General features: G+C 73.9%; 18 protein-coding genes and 1 pseudogene. 17 read left to right on the forward strand and 2 right to left on the reverse strand.

Features of this window, described 5'->3' with window-relative positions; translation table 11 throughout:
• Positions 1-22: 22 nt before the first annotated feature.
• Positions 23-232: pseudogene (locus BM165_RS19235) on the forward strand (IS3 family transposase); the annotation flags it as partial.
• Positions 233-753: 521 nt separating this feature from the next.
• On the opposite strand, the gene BM165_RS19240 reads toward BM165_RS19235, so the two are convergent.
• Positions 754-1620 carry an AfsR/SARP family transcriptional regulator gene (locus BM165_RS19240; protein WP_075015162.1) on the reverse strand — a complete coding sequence of 289 codons (867 nt, stop codon included), beginning with the start codon at positions 1618-1620 and terminating at the stop codon, positions 754-756.
• Between the two features lie 70 nt (positions 1621-1690).
• Entirely contained in the window at positions 1691-1906 is a 216-nt protein-coding gene (locus BM165_RS19245; RefSeq protein WP_143108239.1) for a hypothetical protein, read from the reverse strand.
• Positions 1907-2156: 250 nt separating this feature from the next.
• On the opposite strand from BM165_RS19245, the gene BM165_RS19250 reads away from it, so the two are divergent.
• The 16 genes from BM165_RS19250 (at position 2157) to BM165_RS19320 (ending at position 23341) form a co-directional block, all read left to right on the forward strand.
• Positions 2157-2714: a Pvc16 family protein gene (locus tag BM165_RS19250; protein WP_177225255.1), complete on the forward strand. Its 558-nt coding sequence runs from the start codon at positions 2157-2159 to the stop codon at positions 2712-2714.
• Positions 2711-3598: a hypothetical protein gene (locus BM165_RS19255; RefSeq protein ID WP_075015165.1), complete on the forward strand. Its 888-nt coding sequence runs from the start codon at positions 2711-2713 to the stop codon at positions 3596-3598. Before BM165_RS19250 ends, BM165_RS19255 begins: the two co-directional genes overlap by 4 nt.
• A gap of 20 nt (positions 3599-3618) precedes the next feature.
• Positions 3619-5541 (forward strand): phage tail sheath family protein, encoded by a 1923-nt coding sequence (locus tag BM165_RS19260; RefSeq protein ID WP_075015166.1) that lies wholly within the window; start codon positions 3619-3621, stop codon positions 5539-5541.
• A gap of 10 nt (positions 5542-5551) precedes the next feature.
• Positions 5552-6004 carry a phage tail protein gene (locus BM165_RS19265; protein WP_075015167.1) on the forward strand — a complete coding sequence of 151 codons (453 nt, stop codon included), beginning with the start codon at positions 5552-5554 and terminating at the stop codon, positions 6002-6004.
• A gap of 1 nt (position 6005) precedes the next feature.
• Complete coding sequence (locus BM165_RS19270) at positions 6006-9095, forward strand: hypothetical protein (RefSeq protein WP_075015168.1); 3090 nt, start codon at positions 6006-6008, stop codon at positions 9093-9095.
• A gap of 1 nt (position 9096) precedes the next feature.
• Positions 9097-9564, forward strand: coding sequence for a phage tail protein (locus BM165_RS19275; protein WP_075015169.1), 468 nt, complete (start codon positions 9097-9099; stop codon positions 9562-9564).
• Position 9565: 1 nt separating this feature from the next.
• Positions 9566-10261, forward strand: a complete 696-nt coding sequence (locus BM165_RS19280; protein WP_075015304.1) for a CIS tube protein — start codon at positions 9566-9568, stop codon at positions 10259-10261.
• Between the two features lie 3 nt (positions 10262-10264).
• Positions 10265-10426 carry a hypothetical protein gene (locus BM165_RS24945; protein WP_177225256.1) on the forward strand — a complete coding sequence of 54 codons (162 nt, stop codon included), beginning with the start codon at positions 10265-10267 and terminating at the stop codon, positions 10424-10426.
• Positions 10427-10511: 85 nt separating this feature from the next.
• Positions 10512-11510 carry a phage late control D family protein gene (locus BM165_RS19285; RefSeq protein ID WP_177225257.1) on the forward strand — a complete coding sequence of 333 codons (999 nt, stop codon included), beginning with the start codon at positions 10512-10514 and terminating at the stop codon, positions 11508-11510.
• 50 nt (positions 11511-11560) lie between these two features.
• Entirely contained in the window at positions 11561-12187 is a 627-nt protein-coding gene (locus BM165_RS19290; RefSeq protein WP_208976810.1) for a phage baseplate assembly protein V, read from the forward strand.
• Between the two features lie 7 nt (positions 12188-12194).
• Positions 12195-13805 carry a hypothetical protein gene (locus tag BM165_RS19295; RefSeq protein ID WP_075015172.1) on the forward strand — a complete coding sequence of 537 codons (1611 nt, stop codon included), beginning with the start codon at positions 12195-12197 and terminating at the stop codon, positions 13803-13805.
• Positions 13805-14200 carry a GPW/gp25 family protein gene (locus tag BM165_RS19300; RefSeq protein ID WP_075015173.1) on the forward strand — a complete coding sequence of 132 codons (396 nt, stop codon included), beginning with the start codon at positions 13805-13807 and terminating at the stop codon, positions 14198-14200. The genes BM165_RS19295 and BM165_RS19300 overlap by 1 nt, the downstream gene beginning before the upstream one ends.
• 5 nt (positions 14201-14205) lie before the next feature.
• Positions 14206-16455: a putative baseplate assembly protein gene (locus BM165_RS19305; protein ID WP_075015305.1), complete on the forward strand. Its 2250-nt coding sequence runs from the start codon at positions 14206-14208 to the stop codon at positions 16453-16455.
• A 7-nt stretch (positions 16456-16462) separates the two neighbouring features.
• Positions 16463-19243: a phage tail protein gene (locus BM165_RS19310; RefSeq protein ID WP_075015174.1), complete on the forward strand. Its 2781-nt coding sequence runs from the start codon at positions 16463-16465 to the stop codon at positions 19241-19243.
• Positions 19236-21008 carry a hypothetical protein gene (locus tag BM165_RS19315; protein ID WP_075015175.1) on the forward strand — a complete coding sequence of 591 codons (1773 nt, stop codon included), beginning with the start codon at positions 19236-19238 and terminating at the stop codon, positions 21006-21008. The genes BM165_RS19310 and BM165_RS19315 overlap by 8 nt, the downstream gene beginning before the upstream one ends.
• Positions 21005-23341 (forward strand): IPT/TIG domain-containing protein, encoded by a 2337-nt coding sequence (locus BM165_RS19320; RefSeq protein WP_075015176.1) that lies wholly within the window; start codon positions 21005-21007, stop codon positions 23339-23341. The genes BM165_RS19315 and BM165_RS19320 overlap by 4 nt, the downstream gene beginning before the upstream one ends.
• Positions 23342-23346: the final 5 nt, after the last annotated feature.

A 23346-nucleotide genomic window follows, 5' to 3' on the forward strand; every position in this document is an offset into this window, starting at 1 on the left:
GACCTACTTCCGCAACATCTTCTTGGACAACGCCATGATCGAGTCGTCCTGGTCCTCGATGCAGATCGAGCTGCTCGACCGACAGAAGTGGCGCACCCGAGTGGAGCTGGCCAACACCGTGTTCGACTACATCGAGATCTTCCATGACCGCCGGCGCCGCCACTCCCAGCTTGGCTACCGCACCCCGATCGAGCACGGGCTGGCGTTTCCTGCACCGTCCATCCCCGCCTGAGCCTCACAGGACAAGGGGTGACGAACCGGTGGGGCAGGTCACGCTCCACTGAACCCGGGGCGGTTCACCGCCCTCAGGTCCATGTCCGGTGACGCACCTCCCTACCCGCCGCACCGACCACCACATCGACTGCGGACCATCCCTGCGTAATCAGGATCACCAGCCGACACACCTGCTGCACCATCCGACGAAGCCATTGACCCCCAGTCGCATTCGAGGGGTTCGCCAGGGTTCGCGGACGTCTTGTCCACCCATGTCAGGCCACTGCAGCGTCCGCCGTAGTGCCGCGCGGTACGGCCTCGATCCAACCGCATTGCTGTACCGCTCTCCGCAGTCGAGTCGGCTCCACTGCTTCGAGCCCGTGCTCCTGGAGGGACGCCGGCGTGAACAGGGCAACACGCTGCGCGTCGCTCTCGGGAGTGCTCAGCCGAGGGCGAGAGCGCTGACTCGGAGCGGCGCGGGCGGCGGGTCATCGTCGAGGCGCGTCGACTTCCCGCGGTGTTGGGTCGATCGACCCTCGATCATCCCGCCCCAGGACCGACCCGGTTGAGGTCGACGGGCTGTCGCAGTCTGGCCTGAGCGACAGGGACCCCTGACCACTCGTGGCCGTCTGGACGGGGAGGGTGCCACGCCGCGCCGCTCCTCCTCCGTCCGGGAGCGATCAGCGACGCCAGTGCAGCGGACGGCTCGACACCCAACTCGCGGCCGATGAGTCTCCGGTGCTCCGTGAAACACGTGGTTGCCTCGCACCAGTTCCCTTCCGCCAGGTGCGCCTCGATGAGCACCCGTTGTGCGCTCTCCCGCAGCGGATCGGCGCTCACTGCCACGAGAGCCGCCTCCACCGCCTCGGCGTATCGCCCGACCGCCACCAGTTCCCGACTCATGCACTCGACGGCATGCAGAAGTCGTTGCCGCAACCGTTCGCGCTCGAAGACCGCCCAGTCGTCGTACCAGCCCGGCAGCATCTCGAGGGCGGCGAAGCTCGACGGGAGGACCGCGAGATCGGCCGGCCGCCGGGCGCCGGTGATCAATCGTGCCGCCCACTCCTCCAGCAGGTGGACGTCGACCTGAGCGCTCCCCCGCAGACCGAGGCACGACTTGTCGACGCGCACGAGCGTCACGCCCAGCGAGTTCAGTCGCCACAGCGCCGAGCGCAGGTTGCCCGCGGCCCGTACCTCGTCGACGTCCGGCCACAACCGGCTGGCGACGACCCGTCGCTCGTGCTCATCCCGGTTGATGGCGAGGAAGGCCAGCAGGCGTAACCCTCCGTCGCCGACTGTGCACGTCACGGCCCTCTGGCTGACGTACGGACGACCGAGCAGATGCACCATCGGGTGACCGGGCTTCTCGCAACGCGCCGCCAGGGCGTCAACCAGTTCTACCGTCACCGTGCCCCCGGAGAGGTGAGCCGACCGTGCTCGTGGTGGCCACTGTCGTCCGGCGCGCGTCACGGGGGCGTCACGGGGAGGAGAGCTCCGGCGGCTCGGCGGGGTGCTGGAACTGCTCGAGGAAGACCCGGATCTCCGCCACCGCCGGCTCCACCTCGCGCACCAGGACCACGCGTTCGGTGGCCGGTGACTCGACGTCGGCACGCATGTGCAGCCGGACCACCATCGCCTCGCCGTACCGCCAGACGCGCAGCACGCACACGCCGAGCTGATCGGGTGCTTCCACCGCCGAAGCGTGCGCAGTGGCCGTCACCCCGCCGCCACCCGACCGTCACGCGGTCCTGTGACAGCTGGGTGACGGCTGGGTGACGGTCAGCACCGAGCATTGCCGGGCACGACGACGTCCCCCTCGCTCGGCCCGGAAGGGATGCGCTGGATGACCCTCCACCTCGCCGCCCGCCCCGCCGCTACCGCGCCTCCCGGGTGTGCGTGACGTGGCCACGTACCGGGCGGTCGAGGCCACGTGCGATGCCGTGGTGGGTCTGCTCCGCGACAACTACCCGGCCGACCTGCCTGCACCGCCGCTGCAGTTCGGGGTCTTCACCAAGTCGGAGTTCGCATCTGGCCTCGGCGCAGGGGTGTCCCTCTTTCTCTACCGCGTCTACCTCGACGGGACCGACCGCGCCCCGAACGGTCGCGTGCTCATCGGCGGGCGGCAGCAGCAGCCGCACATGCCCCTCCAGTTGCAGTTCCTCCTGACCGCCTGGGCACCGGACGCCTCCCTGCAGCAGTTCCTGATCGGGTGGATGATGCGCATCATCGAGGACCACCCGGTCCTGCCCGCGGGTCTGCTCAACCGTCGCTACGACGACGACTCCCCCGTGTTCTTGCCGGACGAGACCGTCGAGCTGAGCGCGGCCGCGCTCGACACCGAAGAGCTGTTCCACCTGTGGGACCTCATCGGACCCGGCACCTACCAGCTCTCGGTGCCGTACCAGGCCCGCGGTCTGCGGATCGAGTCGACCCGGATGGTCCAGGAGCGGCCCGCCGTCCGGGAACGTGAGCAGCGCCACGTCGCGGGGCGTCGGCCATGACCTCGACGATCCCGCTGGAGCAGGTCTGCACCGGAACGGCTCTCGGGCTCGCGGTACACGACCTCCTCACCGACACCCGGGTCGCGGACGGGCTCGACGTCCAGGCGCGCCCGGCCCGAGGTGGGCGCACCACGCCGGCGTTCACGACGAGGTCGGGGGCCTACGCGTTCCGCGGCCTCGACGGGATGCGATCGGTCGAGCTGCCCGGCCCCGGGGACCCGGGCACTCCCCCGGTGCCGCGGGACTTCGACGTCAGCATCGTCGACCTGAAGGGCCGCTTCGTGGCCACGGTCCTGCGCGTGCCGGTGCCCACGCAGGGACTGGTGACCCACCACGTCCTCGGTCTCCCCGGCGGCAGCGTGCCTCCCGAGGACCTGCCCATCTACCTCTTCAGCGCACCCACGCGGACGTTCCCCGCACACCTGGCCGTGGTCCGCGCCCAGCTCGTCGACGGCGAGGACGGGCCGGCCGCCTTCGCCCGGCTCACCGTCCTCCTCGACCCCGACGGCCCTGCCGAACGGCGCCACAGCGGCGTCGCCGACGCGACCGGGGCCGTCGTCGTCGCCTTCCCCTTCCCCCGGTTCACCGGCGTGGCCGGCCCGCCCGGATCCCTGCCGCCGGCCGGCACCCATGGGGTGCCGACAGCAGAGCGCACCTGGCCCGCGCGGGTCCTCGTCCACCACGACCCCGCGGTTCTGCTGCGCCCGGCCGACCTGCCCGCTCCCACGCTGGACACGGTCCTCGCCCAGCGCCCGGCCCGACTGCAGGCGACGGCCACCGGACCTGCCCTGGAGTTCCTGGACGTGGCCGTCCCCTACGGCTCCGAGCTCGTCCTCCGGACGTCGGAGGACCCCCGGTCGCGCCTGCTCGTGGCGGCGCCGTGAGGCGAGGAAGGAGTTGAGACATGCCCGAGTACCTGGCCCCAGGCGTCTACGTCGAGGAACGGAGCTTCCGGCAGAAGACGATCGAGGGGGTGAGCACCAGCACCGCGGGCTTCGTCGGTCCGACGAGGTTCGGCCCGGTCGCCGGTGAGCCGGAGCTCCTCACCAGCTTCTTCGACTTCGAACGCATCTACGGGGGGATCGAGCCGCTGGACCACGGCGCGGGCGAGGTACCCAACGACGTGGCGCACGCGGTGCGCGGCTTCTTCGAGAACGGCGGCTCCCGGCTCTACGTGGCCCGTACCTACAGCCCTCCGGGCGAGGAGGACGACGGCTGCGCGCGGCACGCCATCGGCAGCACGGCGACCGACGATCCGCCGGGGCTGCTGGTACGGGGACGCCATCCGGGGGCTGCGGGGAGCGTGCCGGTCACCTTCTCCGTCCAGGCCGGCAACGACATCCTGGGCCGGGACGCCGTGACCGGCGTGCCGGTGCTGCGCGGCGCGACCGCGTTCGACACCGTGCTCGTCGTCGAAGCCGACGAACCCGCGTTGTACTGGCTCGAGGACTTCCTCGACCCGGCCACCGGGCAACCGACCTTCCGGCTGCGTCGGCCCTCCGAGGACCCGGACGGCGCCAGGCTCGTCCTGGCCCTGGGCGACGCCACGGTGCACGTGCTCACCGTGACCGTGACCGTCGGCGCACTGGGCCGGTTCAGCGACGAGCAGACCTGGGCCAACCTGAACCCCGACCCCCGGCACCGGCGCAGCTCCCTGCTCGCCGAGTTCGCCGCCGAGCCGACCCGCCGGGCGACGGAGCTGTACGTGCCGATCGCCATCCAGACCGACCCCGAGGCCAGCATCCCCGGCGAGCTCACCGACGGCGTCACGGTCCTGGAGGCGTTGCTGGAGGACGTACTGCGGGACAGCAGCCCAGCCGGCGGCACGGCGGCCGATCTCGTCCGGGACTTCCTGGTGCCGGCCACCGCCAGCATCCCGGCGGCGCCCCGCCCCCTGCAGGTGCAGGTGGTGCTCGCGAACGGCAGCGACGGTGGGCCACCCGGGGTCGCCGAGTACGAGGGCGACGAGGACGACAAGACGGGTCTGAAGGCCCTCGAGGACCTGGAGAACATCTCCATCGTCGCCGTGCCCGGGTCCACGAGGGGCGGCCTCTCGGTGGAACGGGAGTCGGTGGTCGCGACCATCCAGCAGCTGGTGATCGCGCACTGCGAGCGCATGCGCTACCGGATGGCCGTACTCGACTCCCCCGACCAGGCGCTGGTGGGGCAGGTGCTCGAGTACCGGGCCAAGATGGACACCACCCGGGCGGCGCTCTACTACCCCTGGATCACCATCGTCGACCCCCTCACGTCGCGGGAGATGAGCACGCCGCCGTCGGGCTTCGTCTGCGGCATCTACGCGCGCAACGACGTCGAGCGCGGGGTGCACAAGTCCCCCGCCAACGAGGTGGTGCGTCTGGCCATCGGGTTCGAGCAGCTGCTCAACAAGGCGCAGCAGGACGTGCTCAACCCCGAGGGAGTGGACTGCCTGCGCTACTTCGAGGGGCGCGGGCTGCGGGTGTGGGGCGCGCGCACGATGACGTCGGACCCGGAGTGGAAGTACGTCGCGCTGCGGCGCTTCTTCATCTTCCTCGAGCGGTCCATCGACAAGGGCACGCAGTGGGCGGTGTTCGAGCCCAACGGCGAGGTGCTGTGGAACCAGGTGCGGCGCACCGTCGAGGACTTCCTGTTCACCGAGTGGGCCTCCGGCCACCTCATGGGCGGGACACCCGAGGAGGCCTACTTCGTCACCTGCGACCGGACGACGATGACCCAGAACGACTTCGACAACGGGCGGTTGATCTGCCTCGTCGGCGTGGCGCCGCTGAGCCCAGCCGAGTTCGTCATCTTCCGCATCGGCCAGAAGACCCTCGAGAGCCGCGGCTAGGAGAGACGCCATGGTGTACCGCGACAAGCCCTACAGTCTGTTCAACTTCCTCGTCGACATCGGCGGTCCGGCGGCCGACAGCCCGGCCGGCGGGTTCCAGGAGGTCTCCGGGCTGGCCTACGAGTTCACCGTCGCCGAGTACCGGGCGGGCAACAAGAAGGACAACGCCCCCGACAAGATCAGCGGTGGGTACAAGGTGCCCGACGTGACCCTCAAGCGCGGGCTGATGGGCGACGACACGCTCTACACCTGGCTCGAGGAGGTGCGCAGCGGCAAGTTCGACGCCCCTCGCACCGTCACCATCGAGTTGCTCAGCGAGGACCGCCAGACCCGGGCCGCGGCGTGGAAGCTGGTGCGCGCCCGGCCACTGAAGTACACCGGCCCCACGCTCACCGGTACCGGGACCGACGTCGCGGTCGAGGAGATCGTCCTCGCCTGCGAAGGCCTGTCGATGGAGGTCTGAGGTGGGTGGCCCGGCGGGGCTGCGCATGCCGGGGATCACCTTCGAGATGGTGCCGCCGGTGCTGACCGACACGCTGCCCCGGATGGACGTCGCCTCCTTCGTCGGATTCGCCTCGGCGGGTCCGCTGCACGTGCCGGTCGTGGTCGAGGACGTCGCCCGCTTCCGCGAGGTCTTCGGCTCCGACGCGCCCCTGGCCCGTGCCGCCGGCAGCGGCGAGACGATCCATGCCCACCTGGGCCCCGCCGTCGAGGCGTTCTTCCGGGGCGGCGGGCTCCGGTGCTGGGTCGTCCGGGTCGCCGATCCCGAGCAGGCGCGGCGCAGCGCCTTCCCCCTGGCCGGGCTCGTCATCGGCGACCCGGACTCCGGCCTGTGGTCGCTGGCCACGGCACGCGCCAGGGCGGTGGGCAGCTGGGCCGACGCGCTGGGCGTGACGTCCCACCTGGTCGGCACCGGGCTGCCGCCCCTCACGCAGCTCGACGTCGCAGCCGGGCGCCTGGTGCTGAGCACGGACGCCCCCGTGGTACCCGGCGACCTGCTGCGCCTCACCGTCAGCAACGACACGCTCGCGCTCCTGACCGTCAGGGACGTCCGTCGTGTGGGCGCGGAGCTCGCGGTGGCCTGGGGCCGGTCCTGGGTGCTCCGCAGTGCCTGGGGCGCGTCCGGGCCCATGACGGTGCTGCGGGCGGGAGTGGTCACCCCCGGCGGTGAGGAGGAGGTGGCGGACCCACCTCGGGTGGAGCCCGACGACGTCCCCGGCTGCCTGCTGCTGACCTTCGCGCGAACACCGCCCGCCGTCGGGGTGCTGCTCCACCTGGCCCTCGCCGACGGCTCGCAGGTGGCCGCCCGCGTCGACGGTGCGCCGCAGGTCCGCCCGAGCGCGCCCTCCCTGCCCGGTGCCGACGACCGGCACGAGGTCCGCCGGGTGCGCGCCAGCGCCTGGACGGTGACGGAGGGGACTTCTGGTGCGGACCTCGTCGGCGCCGGGCCCCCCGTGGCCGAACGCCTCGAGCTGGTCCTGACGGTCTGGTCCGGCGAACACCGCAGCGCTCACATCGACGCGCTCGGCCTCGCACCCGCCCACCCCCGGTACTGGGCCGCGCTGCCGACCGATGAGCAGCTCTACCGCGCCGGGTCGGGGCCGGCTCCGGGGGCCGTCGACGGGAGTGACGGTGCAGACGGGTGCCGGGCCCCCGGAACGGCGGAGGCCGGCGTCGGCGGCCTGTGGTCGAGCGCCGCGGCGCCCCGCTTCCCGCTGGCCGGCCCGGACGCCTCCCCGACGACGTGGCTACCAATCGGTCTGCCCGAGATCGCCTCCCCAGCCGCGGCACGGGGACCGGTGACCGACACCGCGGCCCGCACCCGGCTGGCCCGCGACGGGCTGGCGACCTTCTCCGCCGCACTCTTCGTCGATCCGGACCTGAGCGATGCCGGAGCGGCCACCGTGGTGCAGCACGCCATGGCCAAGACGTCTCTGGACGTCCCGGCCCGGCCGCTGCTCGGCATCCACGCGCTCGTCCCGGTGGACGAGGTCACCCTCGTCGCGGTGCCCGACGCGGTGCACCCGGGATGGCACGCCGTCTTCGTTCCCCACCCGCCCGTCCCGGCCGCCCCGCACCTGTGGCCGGTCGAGCCCGGGAGCGGTACGGCGGCCCTGTGGTGGACGGCGGTCGCCGGCGCCGGGAGCTACGTCACGGAGCAGGGCGCCCGGAGCGACCTGGCCGGGTCCACCGTGCTGCTGGACGGTCCCGCACCGCTCGGCCCGTCCCTGCACGGATCCCTGCCCTCGGTGGGCCTGCCCCTGACCGCGTGCGGCACCTGTCCGTCGCAGCTGACGTTCCGCGTGCGGGCCCGGGACCGCGAGGGACGGGCCGGCCCGTGGTCGAACAGCGTGACCGCCGTCCTCCCACCTGCGGACTTCACCACCTGCGCCGGCGGCCTGCCCGCACCGGTGGCGCGTCTCGACGCCACCGCGGGTCCCGGGCAGCCCGCGTGTCTGCAGTGGCAGGACCGGCCCGGGCTCGATGCCGAGGTGGAGGACTCCCCGGATCCGGCGTTCGTCGTCGACGTCACGCGGCGCCGCGCCGACGAGCCCGGACGGGCGGGGCTCGGCGCAGCGACTCCGGCCGACCGGTACCACCGGGTGCGCTACGTCGGCGCCGGGCACCCCGGCCCCTGGTCGAACACCGTCGTCCGGCCGGGGAGCCCCGAGCCCGTCATGGTGGCCGACTCGCCGGCCCCCGGGGAGATCTCCGCGCCGCTGCTGGCGGTGCAGCGCGCCCTGCTGCGGCTGGCCGGCGGCCGCCGCGACCTGCTCGCGGTGCTCACCCTCTCCGCCCACTACCGCGAGGCGGAGGTGATCGGGCACCTCTCCGCCCTGACCGGCACCACCGGCCCACCCGGGGCGGCGATGCTCGGGAGCGCCGGGATCGGCCCACTCGACGGGGGCGAGGAGCACGTGCTGGGGCACGGCGCCGTGTACCACCCCTGGACCGTGGCGCGGACCGCGACCGGCGTGCGTGCCGTCCCTCCCGACGGGAGCGCCAGCGGGGTCATCGCGCGCCGGTCCCTCGAGCGGGGCGCGTGGGTCTCACCGGGCAACCAGGACATCGGCCCCGTCGTGGCGCTGACCCCGCCGTTCGGGGAGGACGCCGTCGGACGGCTCCTCGACGCCCGGGTCAACGTGCTCGCACGGCGGCCTGCCGGATTCGTGCTGCTGGCCGCGCACACCCTGACACCGGCGGCGGACGTCTCACCCATCGGGGTGCGCCGGCTGCTGATCCTGCTGCGGCGCCTGGCACTGCGCCACGGCTCGACCTACGTCTTCGAGCCGCACGGGCACCGATTCCGCGCGATGGTCCGGCGCTCCTTCGAGACGCTGCTGGCCGAGCTGTACCAGCGCGGCGCCTTCGTCGGAGCCGTACCCGAGGAGGCCTACCGCGTCGTCGGTGACCGGTCCGTGAACCCCGAGGAGTCCGTGTCGGCCGGGCGTTTCGTCCTCGAGCTGCAGGTCGCGCCGGCCCAGCCGCTGGTCTTCCTGCGGGTGCGGCTGGTCCAGCAGGGCTCCGGCGTCCTCACGGTGGCGGAGGTGTGAGATGACCGAGATCGCTCCGCTGTTCACCGCCTTCAACTTCCACGTCAGCATCCTGCTGGGGGACGCCGGCGACCCGCTGTGCGACGCCGCCTTCGCCGAGTGCGCGGGGCTGGAGATGTCGATGGCGGTCACGACCATCCGCGAGGGGGGGAACAACGGCGCGCCGGTCCACCTGACCGGCCCCGTCTCCTACGCCAACCTCACCCTCAAGCGCGGCATGTCGCGGCGCCTGGACCTGTGGAACTGGATGGAGCGGGTGGCCCGTGACGACGAGCGCTCGCTGCGCGCGACGTGCGAGGTCGAGATGCTCGCCGCCGACCGCACGGGGCCGGTCGCCGTCTTCGTCCTGACCGGCTGCCTGCCGGTCAAGCTCAAGGCACCAGCCCTCAACGCCCAGACCGGCATGGTGGCCATCGAGGAGCTGGAGATCGTCTACCAGACGATGAGCCTGCGCGCGGGTGGTGGGTGAGGTGCCCCAGCCCGCCCAGGTCGCCAAGGCACGCCTGCAGGAGATCCGGCTGGCCGACGGCGACCGGCCCTCGGAGGTCACCGACGAGAGCGCGACGCTCGAGGTCCCCTTCAACCCGGAGTCGCTCAAGGTCACCTACTCCAACACGGTGGTCGGGGGCGACCAGTCCGGCGGATCGGCGATCCAGTTCGTCTCCAGGTCCAGCACGAAGCTGGCCGTCGACCTGTGGTTCGACGTCTCCGTGCGCCCCGAGCTGCGGGACGTACGTGAGCTGACCAACAAGGTCAACCACTTCTTCGTGCCGGTACCGCAGGGTGAGGGCCTGGCCCCTCCACCGGTGCGCTTCAGCTGGGGCTCGTTCCTCTTCGAGGGCGTCATGCAGTCGATGGACGAGACCCTCGATCTCTTCTCCGCCGACGGGCGCCCGCTCCGGTCGAAGGTCGCCCTGAGCATCGAGAGCCAGGACATCCAGTCGCGCATCGACACCGCTGCGCTCGGCAGCGCGGCGACCCCCGGCACCCGGCCCCAGCTCCCCGCGGTCGAGGGCGAGGGGCTGCAGCAGATGCTCGGCCGCAGCGGCAGCCCGGAGGGCTGGCAGGCGGTGGCGCTGGCCAACGGCATCGAGAACCCGCGCCTGCTGACGCCCGGCAGTTTCATCGACCCGGCGCCGGGCGTCGGCGTGGTCCTGAGGAGGTAGGTCGTGCCCGTCGTCATCAACGAGCTCGAGCTCGTCGTCGAGTCACCCCAGCCCGGTCAGCCGGCCGCCGCACCCGCACCCGCGCCGTCCGGACTGACGCCGCTCGACGTCGCCGACGTCGTCCGGCACCTCGAGGAACGCCACGCACGAGTGAGGGCCGACTGACATGCCGCTGGCCACTCCGTCGCTGTACGCGGCCACACCCACGGTCTCCGTCGACGGGTCCGCGGACCCCGCCCTGGGAGCCCGCGTGCTCTCCGCGTCGGTGGAGGAGGACACGGAGGGTCTGCGCCGCTGCGAGCTCGTCCTCGGCAACTGGGGTGAGGCCGGCGACGGCCCGGGCTTCGTGCTCTCCGACCGCCGCACGGTGGACTTCGGACGCACCGTCGAGCTGACGGTCGGCGCCGGGGACCGGAGAGGCTCGATCTTCACCGGCGCGGTCACCGGCATCGAGGAGCAGTACCCGGCCGGCCGGGTACCGCAGCTGGCGGTCCTCGCCGAGGACGGCCTGCAGGACCTGCGGATGACCCGGCGGACGCGGACGTTCGAGGACGTCACCGACGAGGACGTCGTGCGGCAGGTCGCCGCCGACCACGGGCTGCGGGCGGACGTCGACCTCGACGCCGTCCACTACCGGGCGCTGGCGCAGCTCGGCGAGAGCGATCTCGCCTTCGTCCGCGCGCGTGCCCGCGCCGTGGACGCCGAGGTGTGGTTGACCCCTGGGGAGCTCCACGTGCAGGCCCGCTCCCGGCGCGACGCGGGGGAGGTCACGGTCACCTACGGGGCCGACCTCTTCGAGCTGCGGGTACTGGCCGACCTCGTCCACCAGCGCACCGGGATCGCGGTGACCGGGTGGGACGTGGCCGCCAAGGAGCCGCTGGCGCACGAGGCGGGCGCCACGGCGATCACTGCCGAGCTGGCCGGCGGCGCGAGCGGTCCGGCCACCCTGCAACGTGCCTTCGGGGCCCGGGTGGACCGGGCGGTGGACGAGGTCCCGCACAACTCGGAGGAGGCCCGGGCGGTGGCCGAGGCGTGGGCCCGCCGGCTCGCCCGGCGCTTCGTCACCGGTTCGGGCACCGCCGAGGGTGACGCACGGATCGCGGTCGGGGCCCGGTTGGTGCTCGCCGGTGTGTCCCCGGCCTTCGCCGGCGGCTATGACGTCACCGGGGTGCGGCATGCCTACGACACGGCCGCCGGGTTCCGCACCACCTTCCACGTCGAGCGCCCCGGCCTCGGCGGGGGCTCATGACCGGGAACGGTGCAGCGGACAGACGCTGGTTCGGCGCGTACCCGGCGCTGGTGACCGACGTCGTCGACCCCGACGGCCAGGGCCGGGTGCGGGTGCGGCTGCCGTGGTCACCCGATCCGGGTGGCAGCGCCTACGAGGCGTGGGCCCGCCTGGCGACGCTGATGGCCGGCAGCGGACGGGGCAGCTGGTTCGTGCCCGACCGCGGCGTCGAGGTGCTCGTGCTCTTCGAGGCCGGCGATCCGCGGTGCCCGTACGTGGTGGGCTCGCTGTGGAACGGCGTCGACGCGCCGCCCGAGGCGATGGACGGCGGCGGCACCAACCCGGTCAAGGTCCTCCGGTCCCGCAACGGCGTCACCGTCACGCTGGACGATCACGACGGCCAGGAGCAGCTGACGCTGAGCACCCCGGGCGGGCAGCGGGTGGTCCTCCAGGACGGTCCGGCCACCCTCACTCTCTCCGATGGCAACGGCAACAGCGTGGAGCTGTCCGCTGCCGGCATCCGGCTCTCCTCCCCCGCGACCGTCACGATCGAGGCCGGCCAGCTCGCCGTCTCGGCCGGGCTGGTCGGCGTGGACGCCGGGATGTCGAAGTTCTCCGGCGTCGCCAAGTCCGACACGGTCATCACCAACTCCGTGGTCAGCGCCAGCTACACGCCCGGCGCCGGGAACATCTGGTGAGCGGGCCGTGGTGAGACCCGAGCAGGTGGTCTGGCGCACGGCGGAGCCGCTCTGGCCCGACGCGCTCGCCGGCCGGGCCGCCTTCGAGCGCCCGGCGCTGCTGCGCCTGGCCGGCGACGACTTCATGGAGCAGGTGCTGGCGGCGGTGGGAGCGGGCGCACTGGCTCCGCTCGTGGCCGGGAGCGAGACGTGGCGCCGCCCGGGCGCCGGGCTGGGCACGGAGCACGCGCGCCGCGACGCCGACCCGGTGGTCCTGTTCCAGCCGACGCACGAGCGCTTCTACGTGGTCACCGGCTCCCTGGTCTGCCGCCGCTACGGCCATCCCGACCACGCGGTCCGTGCCGACCGGGGCGAGCAGGTGGCCATGGTCCTGCGCCGGCTCGTGCCCGCCGGCGCGGCGGCCGTCGACGCGGACGACGCCACGACCTACGTCGAGCACGGCTGGGTGCCCGCAGGGACCGCCGGGAAGTGGCAACCCGTCCCGCCGGGCAGCGCCCCGGAGGACGAGGAGCGCCTGCCCCTCTTCCCACTGTGCTGCGAGCGGGCCGGGCGACGGCGGCGGATGTGGGCCGGTCTCGTCCCGGTGAGCCGCCGGGAGGTCTACGAGGCGCCGGCCAGGGTCACCCCTGCGGACGTCGTCGGTTCCGACGACCCGCTGGCCGCCCTGGCCGACACCCGGCTGCAGGTGCTCGAGTCGGTGGTCGTCGGGCTGCAGATGGCCCGCGCCCCGGAAGGCGGCCCCGAGCCGGAGCCGGCTCTCTTGCGCGAGTCGCTCTTCTTCACCCTCGTGGACCTCGCCCGGTGGCTCGACGGCCCGGACGGCGTCCTGCCGGACTCGCTGGAGGACCGATCCCCGGTGCTGGAGGCGCTCGAGGCGACGTTCGCCGGACCCGTGACGTGGCGGGCGGCGCTCGGTACCGCGCTGACGAACGAGGCCGCCGCCGTCTTCGAGCCCGGGCACGCCGAACCCGAACCGGTGCGAGGGCTGACGGCGGAGGTCATCACCACGGCGATCACGGCCGTGGGCGTCACCGGAGGCCTGGCCGCCCCCGCGACGCAGGAGCGGTTCTTCACCGACGTGCAGGACGCCCTGACCGACGCCGACGCCGACGCCGAACGCGGGGCGGCGGGCGCCGGCGCCGGGGCCCCGCGGGCGGCGGCGGACCCGGCGGGTCCCGACGGGCCGGGGGTCTACGTCACCCGCCTGCTCCTCGAGCGTCCCCGGTGCGCCCCCGCCGAGCGGACGCGGCTCAGCGCACCGTCGCGGTCCTTCCGGCTCGCAGGCTTCCACGACCCGGACGCCCCGGCTCGCCCCGTGCGCATCGTCATGCCGGTCGACACGAGCCCCGGAGGCCTGCGCAGGTTCCCCCGCAACGTGTCGGTGGTGCTGTCCAACGAGCTGCGCAGGCAGCTCGACCGCGTCACCGAGGACACGCTGCGGACGGGCGATCCCGCCGATCCGCCACCGATCAGCTTCGGCATGGTCTGCCAGCTGTCGATCCCGATCATCTCCATCTGCGCGCTGGCGCTGCTGATGGTCCTCGTGGTGATCCTCAACATCGTCTTCTTCTGGATCCCCCTGTTCAAGGTCTGCCTGCCCGTTCCGGAGGAGGAGTGATGGTCGACGTCGCCGATCTGCTGGGACGGGGCGTCTCCTTCCCACCGCGGCTGGCGGAGGACGGCCGGGTGGCGTGGTCCTCGGGGCCGCAGAACGTGCGCGAGTCGATCCGCGTCGTCCTCGCCACCGACCCGGGCGAGCGGGTGATGCTGCCGGCGTTCGGAGCCGGGCTGCGCACCTTCCTGTTCGAGCCGAACACCCCCGCCACGCACCGCCTCATCGAGGAGCGCGTGGTCCGTGCGCTGGCCCGGTGGGAGCCCCGGGTGCGGGTGGACCGCGTCGACGTCGCCGCCGACGCCGTCGAGCGCCAGCAGGCCAACGTCACCGTCACCTACACGCTGGTCGCCACCGGAGAGCAGGGGCGCATCGGCATCGCCACGAGGGTCCAGGGGTGACCGCCATGAGCAGCGGCCCGCTTCCCGGACCCCCCGCCGTCGACGATCGCGGCTATCCCGAGCTGCTCGCCGAGGCGCTCGCCCGGATCCCGGTGCACAACCCGGAGTGGACCAACCGCAACGAGTCCGACCCCGGGGTCACGCTGCTCCAGCTGTGGGCGTTCATGGCCGAGTCGATCATGTACCGCAGCGCGCTGATCCCCGAGCGCAACCGGCAGGCCTTCCTCCGGCTGATCGGCTACCAGCGCGCGCCGGCGCAGGCGGCGAGCGGCCTCGTGGCCTTCGAGCACCGCAGCGGTCCCCTCACCTCCCGCGTGCTCGAGCCCGGCATCGAGGTGGCTGCCGGCTCGGTGCCCTTCCGCACCGACACCGGCCTCGAGGTCCTGCCCGTCACGGGCAAGGCCTTCCTCAAGCGGCTCGCGGTGATCAGCGACGAGGAGCGGGCCGACGTGGAGCGGGAGTATGGGGCGCTGTTCGCCAGCTTCGCCGAACCGGGCACCGACTTCGCGTTCTACGAGACCAGCGCCGTCGACTGGGCGATGGCGGGGCACGAGCCGGTGGATCTGACCACGACCGTCGACGGGGCACTGTGGCTGGCCCTGCTGGCCCGGCCCGGCGACCCGGTCGACGCGGCCCGGGAGGCGCTCGCGCACCGCATCCTGACGCTGGGCGTCGTCCCCGAACTCGCTGCCGACGGCCGGGTGCTGCCCCCGTCGGGTGCCCGGTCGCGAACCGGTTCCGGCATCGAGGTCAGCCTGCCGAACGTGGCCGTGCCGCTGCCCGACGAGGCGGCCGGGCGGATCGCCACGTACGTGCCGGTGCCGAGCCGGGCCGCGACCGACGTGCTGTCGACCGCCGGTGTGGTGCAGCTGGAGCTGCCCGGGCCGGACGCGCTCGCCACCTGGGCGCTGGACCCGACCGAGGACGGCGTCGGCGCATTCCCGCCGGCCCTCGAGGGTGCCGAGGCCGAGCGTCTGGTGACCTGGCTGCGCGTGCGCCCGGCTCCGCGCGCGTCGACCGGGTCGCCCGGCCCGGACGACGACGGGCCGGCGGCGCAGGCGACCGCCCGGCTGAGGTGGCTGGGCGTCAATGCCGCACTCGTCCGCCAGCGGGCGCACGTCGCCGCAGAGACGCTGGGCCGGGGCAGCGGGCAGGGCGACCAGGTCGTCGAGCTCACCCAGGTCCCGGTGCTGACCGACTCGCTGGTGCTCAGCGTCGCCGGCCACCCGTGGCAGCGCGTCGACGACCTCGCCTCCGCCGCCCCCGAGGCCCCGTTGGTCCAGGGGTCGTCCCCCGTCCTCGCCGATCCCGTCGAGCGGGTCGACGTCTACACGGTGGACCGCCAGTCCGGCGAGGTCCGTTTCGGCGACGGCATCCACGGTCGGCGTCCTCCGGCCGGGGCCGTCATCTCCGCCACCTACGACCACGGCGGCGGGCGCGCCGGGCTGGTGGCCGCCGGGGCGATCAACAAGGGCCCCAGGGTGCCCGCCGGCGTGACGGTGTCCAATCCCGTGCCGACCTGGGGCGGCGCCGAGGCCGAGTCGGTCGCCGACGCCGAGCTGCAGGTCTCCGGTTTCGTGCGCAACCGTGATCGTGGTGTCACGACCGGGGACTACGCGGACATCGTCCGGCGCACCCCGGGGATCGACCTCGGCCGGGTGGAGATCCTGCCGCTGTACGACCCGGAGCTCGGCGACGTCGCCTCGCCCGGGGTGGTCACCGTGCTGGTCGTCCCCCGGTACGACGCGCAACGGCCCGAGACCCCCGTTCCGGACCGCCAGTTCCTGGACGCCGTGTGCGCCCATCTCGATCCCCGCCGTCTGGTCACGACACGGGTCCACGTGCACGGCCCCGACTACGTGCCGGTCTGGCTGTCGGTCGGGATGACGCCGGTGCCAGGCCAGGACGTCGCCGTCGTGCAGCAGGCGCTGCGCACCGGACTGCGGACCTTCCTCTCGCCACTGGCCGGCGGGCGCGCGGCGACCGGGTGGCCGCTCGGGACGGACCTGGAGCGGCTGGAGGCATGGACCGTCGCCGCCCGGATGGAGGGAGTCGCGAAGGTCACCGGCGTACTGCTGTGCGGCAGCGACGGGGCCGACGTCGACCGGGTGGCCCTGACCGGCCTGCGGCTGCCCCGCCTGGTGGCGGTCTCCGTGCGCTCCGGCCCGCCGCAGCCCCTCGCGGAACTGCTCGGCGCGGCGCCGCCCCTGGACTCGCCCGTGCTGCCCATCCCCTACGTGCCGGCGGAGTGCTGAGGTCGCCGTGGACGTCAACGGCACCGGTTTCGTCCTCGTGATCGGCCGCACCGGATGGCTCGGCGAGGGCACGCCCGGCCAGGCTGCGGAGCCCCCGGAGGGCCTGGCGTGGCACTCGGCCGACCACACGCTACGGCTCGCCCAGCTGCCCTTCGTCTTCCCGGAGCGCTCCGGGAACCGGCGGCTGGGGCCGGCCGACCGCCGGGGAGCGGCTCGGGACCGGTACGGCAACTGGTTCTGGATCGGCCCCGACCACGACGAGGTGCGGCTGCAGACCCTGGGGACAGCCGGCTCCACCCGGTTCTGGCCCCGGCCCCAGCCCTGCCTGGCCGCGGAGCCCCCGACCGGTGACTTCGCCCCGGCCGGGTCGGCGGCACCGCAGGCGCAGCGCCTGGCCGGGCTCGCGGTCACCGACGACCATCACCTGGCCGTGGGCGTACCGGACGTGCCCGGTCTCCTGGTCTTCGACCTCCACGCCGGGGGGCCGCCGACCACCCTGACGTGGCCCACCGCGCTGCGCCCCGTCGACATGGCCGCCGCGCCCGGCGGCGGCCTGTGGATCCTCGACGGCACGGGCGGCCCCGGAGCCGCGCGGTACTGGGGGCTCGACCGGCTCTGGCGCATCCGCGACCTCGCGGAGCCGGGTGAGGCACCGCCACCACCGGAGGACTTCCTACCCCTGCCCACGGGCTCGGTCGGAGGCCCCGGTGACCCGGCCGACCGTGGCCCGGGCAGCGGGAACGGGGAACGGGGCAGCCCCGCCGAGGTCGCGACCGGGTGGGCCGTGGCGATCGAGGCCCTCCCGGACGGCTCGGTCCTCGTCCTGGACCGGGGCGACCCCCACCCGGCGCAGGTCCTGCGGATGCGCGGTACGCGGGAGCTGGGACGGATCCCGCTGGCACCCATCGTCGGGCCGGTCGACCTGGCCTTCCTCGGTGACGCCGGCGGGGTCGCCGGGACGGTCTTCGTCGCCGAGAGCCAGGGGGATCAGGCCTTCGCCCTGGCGTTGGCGGCCGACGGCTCGACGCTGACGCCCCAGACCCGGTACCTGCCCATGCGGCTGTTCAGCGGCAAGGCGCTCGTCGCGTCCCGCGACCAGGTCCACTACGACCTCGGCGAGCGCTGGCTGCCGGTGACCGACCGGCACAGCCCCCGGTACGTCGGCGCGGCGAGCCTCGAGAGGGGGCCCTTCGACGCCGGTGAGCCCGGCACCGTGTGGCACCGGCTGGCGATCGACGGCCGGTTCCCCCCCGGGACCGGCATCGCGGTGCTGTCCAGGACCGCCGACCAGCCCGACGCGCTCGAGCTCACGGCCTGGCGCGAGGAGCCCGCGCCCTACCTGCGCGGGGCAGGCAGCGAGGTGCCGTACCACCGCTTCGGCGCGCGCGGCGCCCCCGACGCGGGCACCGTCGAGGTCCTGCTGCAGCGCGCCAGGGGTCGGTACCTGCAGGTCCGGCTGCAGCTGAGCGGCGACGGCCGGCACACCCCGCGGCTGTGGGCGCTGCGGGTGCACCGCCCGCGGTTCTCCTACCTGCAGCACTACCTGCCCGACCTCTACCGGGACGATCCCGAGGCCGCGGACTTCCTGGACCGGTACCTCGCGAACACCGAGGGGCTGCTCACCGAGCACGAGGGCCGCATCGCCGCCGCGCAGCGACTCCTCGACATCACCTCCCTCGACGCCGAGCACATCGCCTGGCTGGGGGGATGGCTCGGGGCGACCACCGATCCGGCCTGGGACGAGGCACGGTCCCGGCTCCTGGTCCAGCACGCCGTCGAGCTCTTCGGCCGGCGCGGCACCGTGCGCGGCCTGGTCGAGGCCGTCCGACTGGCCACCGACCCGTGCCCGGACTCGACCATCTTCGACGGAACCCCCGTTCCGGGGTTCGGCGTGCGCGTCGTCGAGGCCTTCCGGACCCGCACCGTATCGCCGCCCGCCACGTCCGGAGGCGCTGGCGCCGTCACCAGCGGACCCCGCATCGTGGGCTCGGGTGCACGCTGGCTGGTGGACGAGGGCCGCGGCGAGCTCGACCGTCGCTACCGCGAGTTCGTCGTCGCCCGCCACCCCGACGTGGCGGCTCTCGAGGCGGTGTGGGGGCGCTCGGTGGCGGCGGTGGACGGGGACTTCGCCGAGCCCTTCCCCCCGCTGACCCCCGGTTCGCACCGCGAGGCCACGGAGCGTCGCGAGTTCATGGTGGCGTCCCTGGCCGTGCCCTACGCCGACGTGTCGGCGCAGGACGCCACCGCCTACCGGGGCTTCCTCGCGCAGCGGTATCGCGAGCCCGCCGCGCTCTCCGCGGCGTGGGGCCTCATCGGTGGCTCGCAGCTGCGCTCCTTCGACGAGGTGGCGCTGCCCGGAGCCGCCGTCCCATCGGACGGCCCGGCCCTGCAGGACTGGTTCTCCTTCGCCTCGGGCTACCTGCCCACCGTGCGCATGGCGCACCGGTTCACCGTGCTCGTGCCCATGTCCCTGGACTCCTCCGACGCCGCCCGGGCGGACCGGCTCGCCCAGGTGACCCGGGTGGTGGAGCAGGAGCGCCCGGCGCACACCGGCTACGAGGTCCGTCCCTACTGGGCGGCGTTCCGGGTGGGGGAAGCGCGAGTGGGGTTGGAGACCAGCCTGGCGCAGGGCAGCCGGTTCGTGGCACTGGTGCTCGGCGAGGGACGCATGGCGCAAGGGCAGCTCGGTGGTGGACACCCGTGGGACGTGCCGGACAGGTGGGTCGTCGGACGGGACCGGATCCTCCCCCGGACCGGCAGCACGCGGACGGAGGCAGGACATGGGTGACTTCGCGGACAGCCGGTGCGGGTCCGGCGAACGGGATCCCCGCAAGCGGGTGCGGTACAGCCACGGCATGGTGCTGGGCGAGGACGATCTGGCCCAGGAGCAGGCGTATCTGCGCGCACGGGACCACGAGGCCGTTCGTGCACTGCACGGCTTCGGCACGGTCGCCGGCCTGGCGGTCACCTGGGACACCGAGACGGGACAGCTCCAGGTCTCACCGGGACTCGCGGTGGACCCGGTCGGCCGGTTCGTGTGCGTCCCCGGAGCCCAGTGCGCGGACCCGGCGGCGTGGCTCACCGCGCACCGCGCGGATCTCCAGCAGGTGGAGACGAGCCTCCCGGGGCCGGTGAGCCTGTACGTCGTCCTGTGCCACCGCGAGTGCGAGACGGACACCGTCCCCGTCCCCGCGGAGTCGTGCCGCTCGGCGGAGGAGTCGTTGGCGGCCTCCCGCATCCTGGACTCGTTCGAGCTCCGGCTCCTGCTGGCGCCCCCGGTCGAGGCCGGCGAGACGGCCGGTGGTGCCCTGGCGCGCGCCGTCGACCGGATCCTCGCCACGCTCGCCTCGCTGCCCGAGGACTCGCTCGTCGACGTCGACCCCGTACGCCGGGAGCTCATCGCCTGGGCCACGCGGGCGCGTCCGGAGCTCGCCACCGCTGCGTGCCTGCAGCCGCCCGCCGACAACTGCGGCCGGCGGGCCGACGACGTCTCGACGGCGGTCCTGCTCGCCCGGGTGGACGTCGAGGTCGACCTGGGCGGCGACGGCACCACGGTGGTCCTCACCGCCCGACCCGACGTGCAGCCGGACGAGCGCCCCGTGCTCCTGAGCACCCGGTTCCTGCAGGAGTGGCTCACCGAGGTGCTCCTGCACCCCGAGCTCCTGGGGCCGCCGCCGATCGAGGACCACAACGCGCTGCTCAACCTGGCGGTCGGAGACGTGCACACCCAGTACCTGCCCGTGGACGGTCACCGGCCGCTCGAGGCCGACCTCGACGCGGGCGGGCACGCGCTGGGCCGCCTCGCGGCCTCCACCGAGCCGCACCACGCCGTGCGCGCCGCCGAGGTCTTCACCGGCGACCTCGCCCGCGGACCGGGCGGCGGGGCGCGGATCGAGCAGTTGCAGGGCACCCCGCTGCGGACCTCGGCCGGCGGCGGTCCCACGACCGGCGACGTGCTCACCTTCGACGGGACGCAGTGGGTGCCCGCACCGATCGAGACCGGTCGCCCTCCCGCCCCGGCCCAGCCGGCCCGGCCCCTGGTGACGATCGAGCCGGTCGGCCGGGCGCGCGGGGGCGACCGGGACAGCAGGTCGGTCTTCCTGCTGTGGTTCCACCCCGACACCCTCGTCGGCGAGGTCGCGCTGGCGGACACCGCAGGCAGCGCGCTCACCTACGAGACGCAGCTGTTCATCCGCGCCGAACGGTGCACCGAAGGCGGGCCGCCCTCGTTGGACCTGGTCACGGGTGTGCGGATCGCCCAGCTCAGCTGCAGCACCTTCCGCATCGACGTCCTGGACAACGACGTCCCGCTGCTGCGCTTCGTGCTCGTCCTCAGCGAGATCGGTGTGGTGGTGGACGGTGTGCGGACGACGCTGCTCGAGCACTCCCTCGACCGGGGTCTCGCCTGGCTCGGCGGCGAGGGCAAGACGGTGACCACCTTCGTCGTCGACCCCTCGGTCCTGGAGCAGACGTTCCCCGGGTTCCAGGACGTCACCGACCGTCCGCTGCTGCCCGGCGGCAGCCGCTTCACGCTCGGGCGGGTCCAGTCGTGACCATCGAGCTCCCCCTGCAGGGTGCGCACCTGACGGGCGGCCTCGAGCGGGTGTCGTGGTGGAACGGGCGCATCCTCACCGCCGAGGACATGACCGACCACCAGCGCGCCGTCGACGAGGCCGACCGCCGGCTCGGTCGCACCGGCGGCGCCGGCGTGGTCGACGGGCTGTTCGTCTCCCGCCGTCCCGACGGCCGCAGTGTCGACGTCACAGCCGGGCTGGCCGTCGACGAGACCGGGGAGACGCTCGCGCTGGGCACCGACGTCACGGTCCACCTCGTCCCGCCTCCCGGTCCGGCGGCCCGGACGCCACCGGCGGACTTCGTCGCCTGCCGGACGGTTCCCCAGGCGGCCACGGTGGCGGGCACGGGTGTGTACCTCCTGACGATCGCGTCGGCCGCGGGCAGCCGGGGTGCCGCGCCGGGGTCCGCCGCCACGGGAGTGGGGGCGAGCGCCTGCGGCCCGCGCTTCGACGTCGCCGGCGTGCAGTTCCGGCTGGTCGAGATCGACATCGGCGGGCTGGCGGAGGCGGGTGGTCACGGGAAGGGCGATCTCGGCGTCCTGGCGTCCCTCCGTAGCCGCAGGCGCGATCCCCGGCTGCGCAACGTCATCGCGCACGTGCTCCTGGACACCCTCGTCCGGGCCCGGTCCCTGCTCGCGCCCTTCGGTCCGCCCGGCCGGTACACCCCTGCGCTGCAGCGGCTCGCGGACGGCGGCACGCTGGCCGCCTGCGAGGTGCCCCTGGCCGTCGTCGTCTGGGCCGGTGACCGGGCCGACTTCGTCGACACCTGGGCCGCCCGGAGGACGCCCTCGACTGCACCCGGGGCCTGGCCGTCGGCCTTCATCGGGGCGCGGGGGTCGGACGGCGGCCTGCCGGTGCTCCTGCAGTTCGCCGACCACCTGGGCGCGCTGGTCGGCCCCGGCGTCCCACCGGCCGGGCGGCTGACGCGGGAGGCGCGGCAGCACTTCCGCTACCTCCCCCCGGCGGTGCTGCTCCCCCTGGTCGAGCGCAGCGGCCAGCAGGGCGTGGACCCTTCGGTCTTCCTGACCGGGCTGCGCGTCCGCGATGGCGGGTCGATGGTGGCCGGCCGCGTCTGGCCGCTGCTGACCGCCTCGCTGACGGCCCCCGTGGTCGACCTCGACGCGGACGTCGTGCTGCACAGCTACACCGTCGAGGAAGCGGTGGACGCCGGTGCCGGTCAGCCCTATCTCGTCCTCGCCGCCGACCACCTCCGCCACCTGGCGACGCCCCCGGTCGAGGACGGCCGGCCGGTCATCACCGGGGTGAGCCCGCCCGGTGACCACGAGATCGGTTCCCGGATCACCGTGCACGGGAGGAACTTCGCGGTGCCGGACTCGCACAACACCGTGACCGTCGGCGGCGCGCGGGTCCGCCGGTTCCACGCGGGGACCCCGGGGACCGCCCTGGTCTTCGACGTGCCGTCGATGCCCCGCGTCCCGAGGACCGCATCGATCGTCGTCTCGAACGAGGGCGGGACGGCGGACACCCCGATCTCCGTCATCGCGCCGGTGGTCGTTCCCCAGGGCGCCCTCGAGATCGCCGAGGACCTCGCGGACCTCGCGGGGAAGCAGCTGGACCCGGGCGAGACGGTCACCGCCCACTGGCTCGTCACCGCGCTCACCGACGTCCCGGGGGTCTACACGTTCAGCCCGCTCGTCTCGGGCTCGTCGAACGTGCCCGACCGGGTCTGGCTCGAGACGGCGGCCGTGGTCGACGACGCAGGCAACGAGAAGGACACGTTCGAGCTGGCGCCCGCGACCGCCGGGTCCGGTGAGGCCGTGCGGATCGGGATCCGGATCACCATCCCGGTGGGGACCGAGCAGGCGGACCTGGCACTGCGGTGCACCCTGGTCGCCAACCCGGCCGATCCTCTCCTCAACCGCACCTCGTCGCTGGTGCTGCTCACCGTGAGCGGCAAGATGCAGGCATCTGATCCACGGACCACCTTCGGGGTCCCGTTCCTCGTCGGCGGCTCGGGCGGCGTTGCCGACGACGGCGCGCTCGTCATGGCGCCGGGTGATCGCGGGCAGATGCTGATCGCCGAACGCTTCGACGCGGCGGCGACGGTCACGTACACCGCGAGCATCACGCCGGCGACCCCGGGCTTCTGGGTGCTCGAGCAGCCCACTCCCGGCCCGTCGCAGGAGATCGCCGTCGAGGCGGGCTCCCCGGGCCTGTTCGGCGTGACGGTGCGCTCGCTCCGCGAGGACCCCAGCCCGTCGCGGACGCTGCGGGTGCAGGTCTCCGCCGACCCCGGCGGGGGCGCTGAGGGCTACGTCTCCTTCGTCCGTCTCCGGCTGCGGAACTCGTGAGGTCC

Origin of the sequence: Geodermatophilus obscurus, assembly GCF_900115395.1 — a bacterium.
Lineage (GTDB): Bacteria > Actinomycetota > Actinomycetes > Mycobacteriales > Geodermatophilaceae > Geodermatophilus > Geodermatophilus obscurus_B.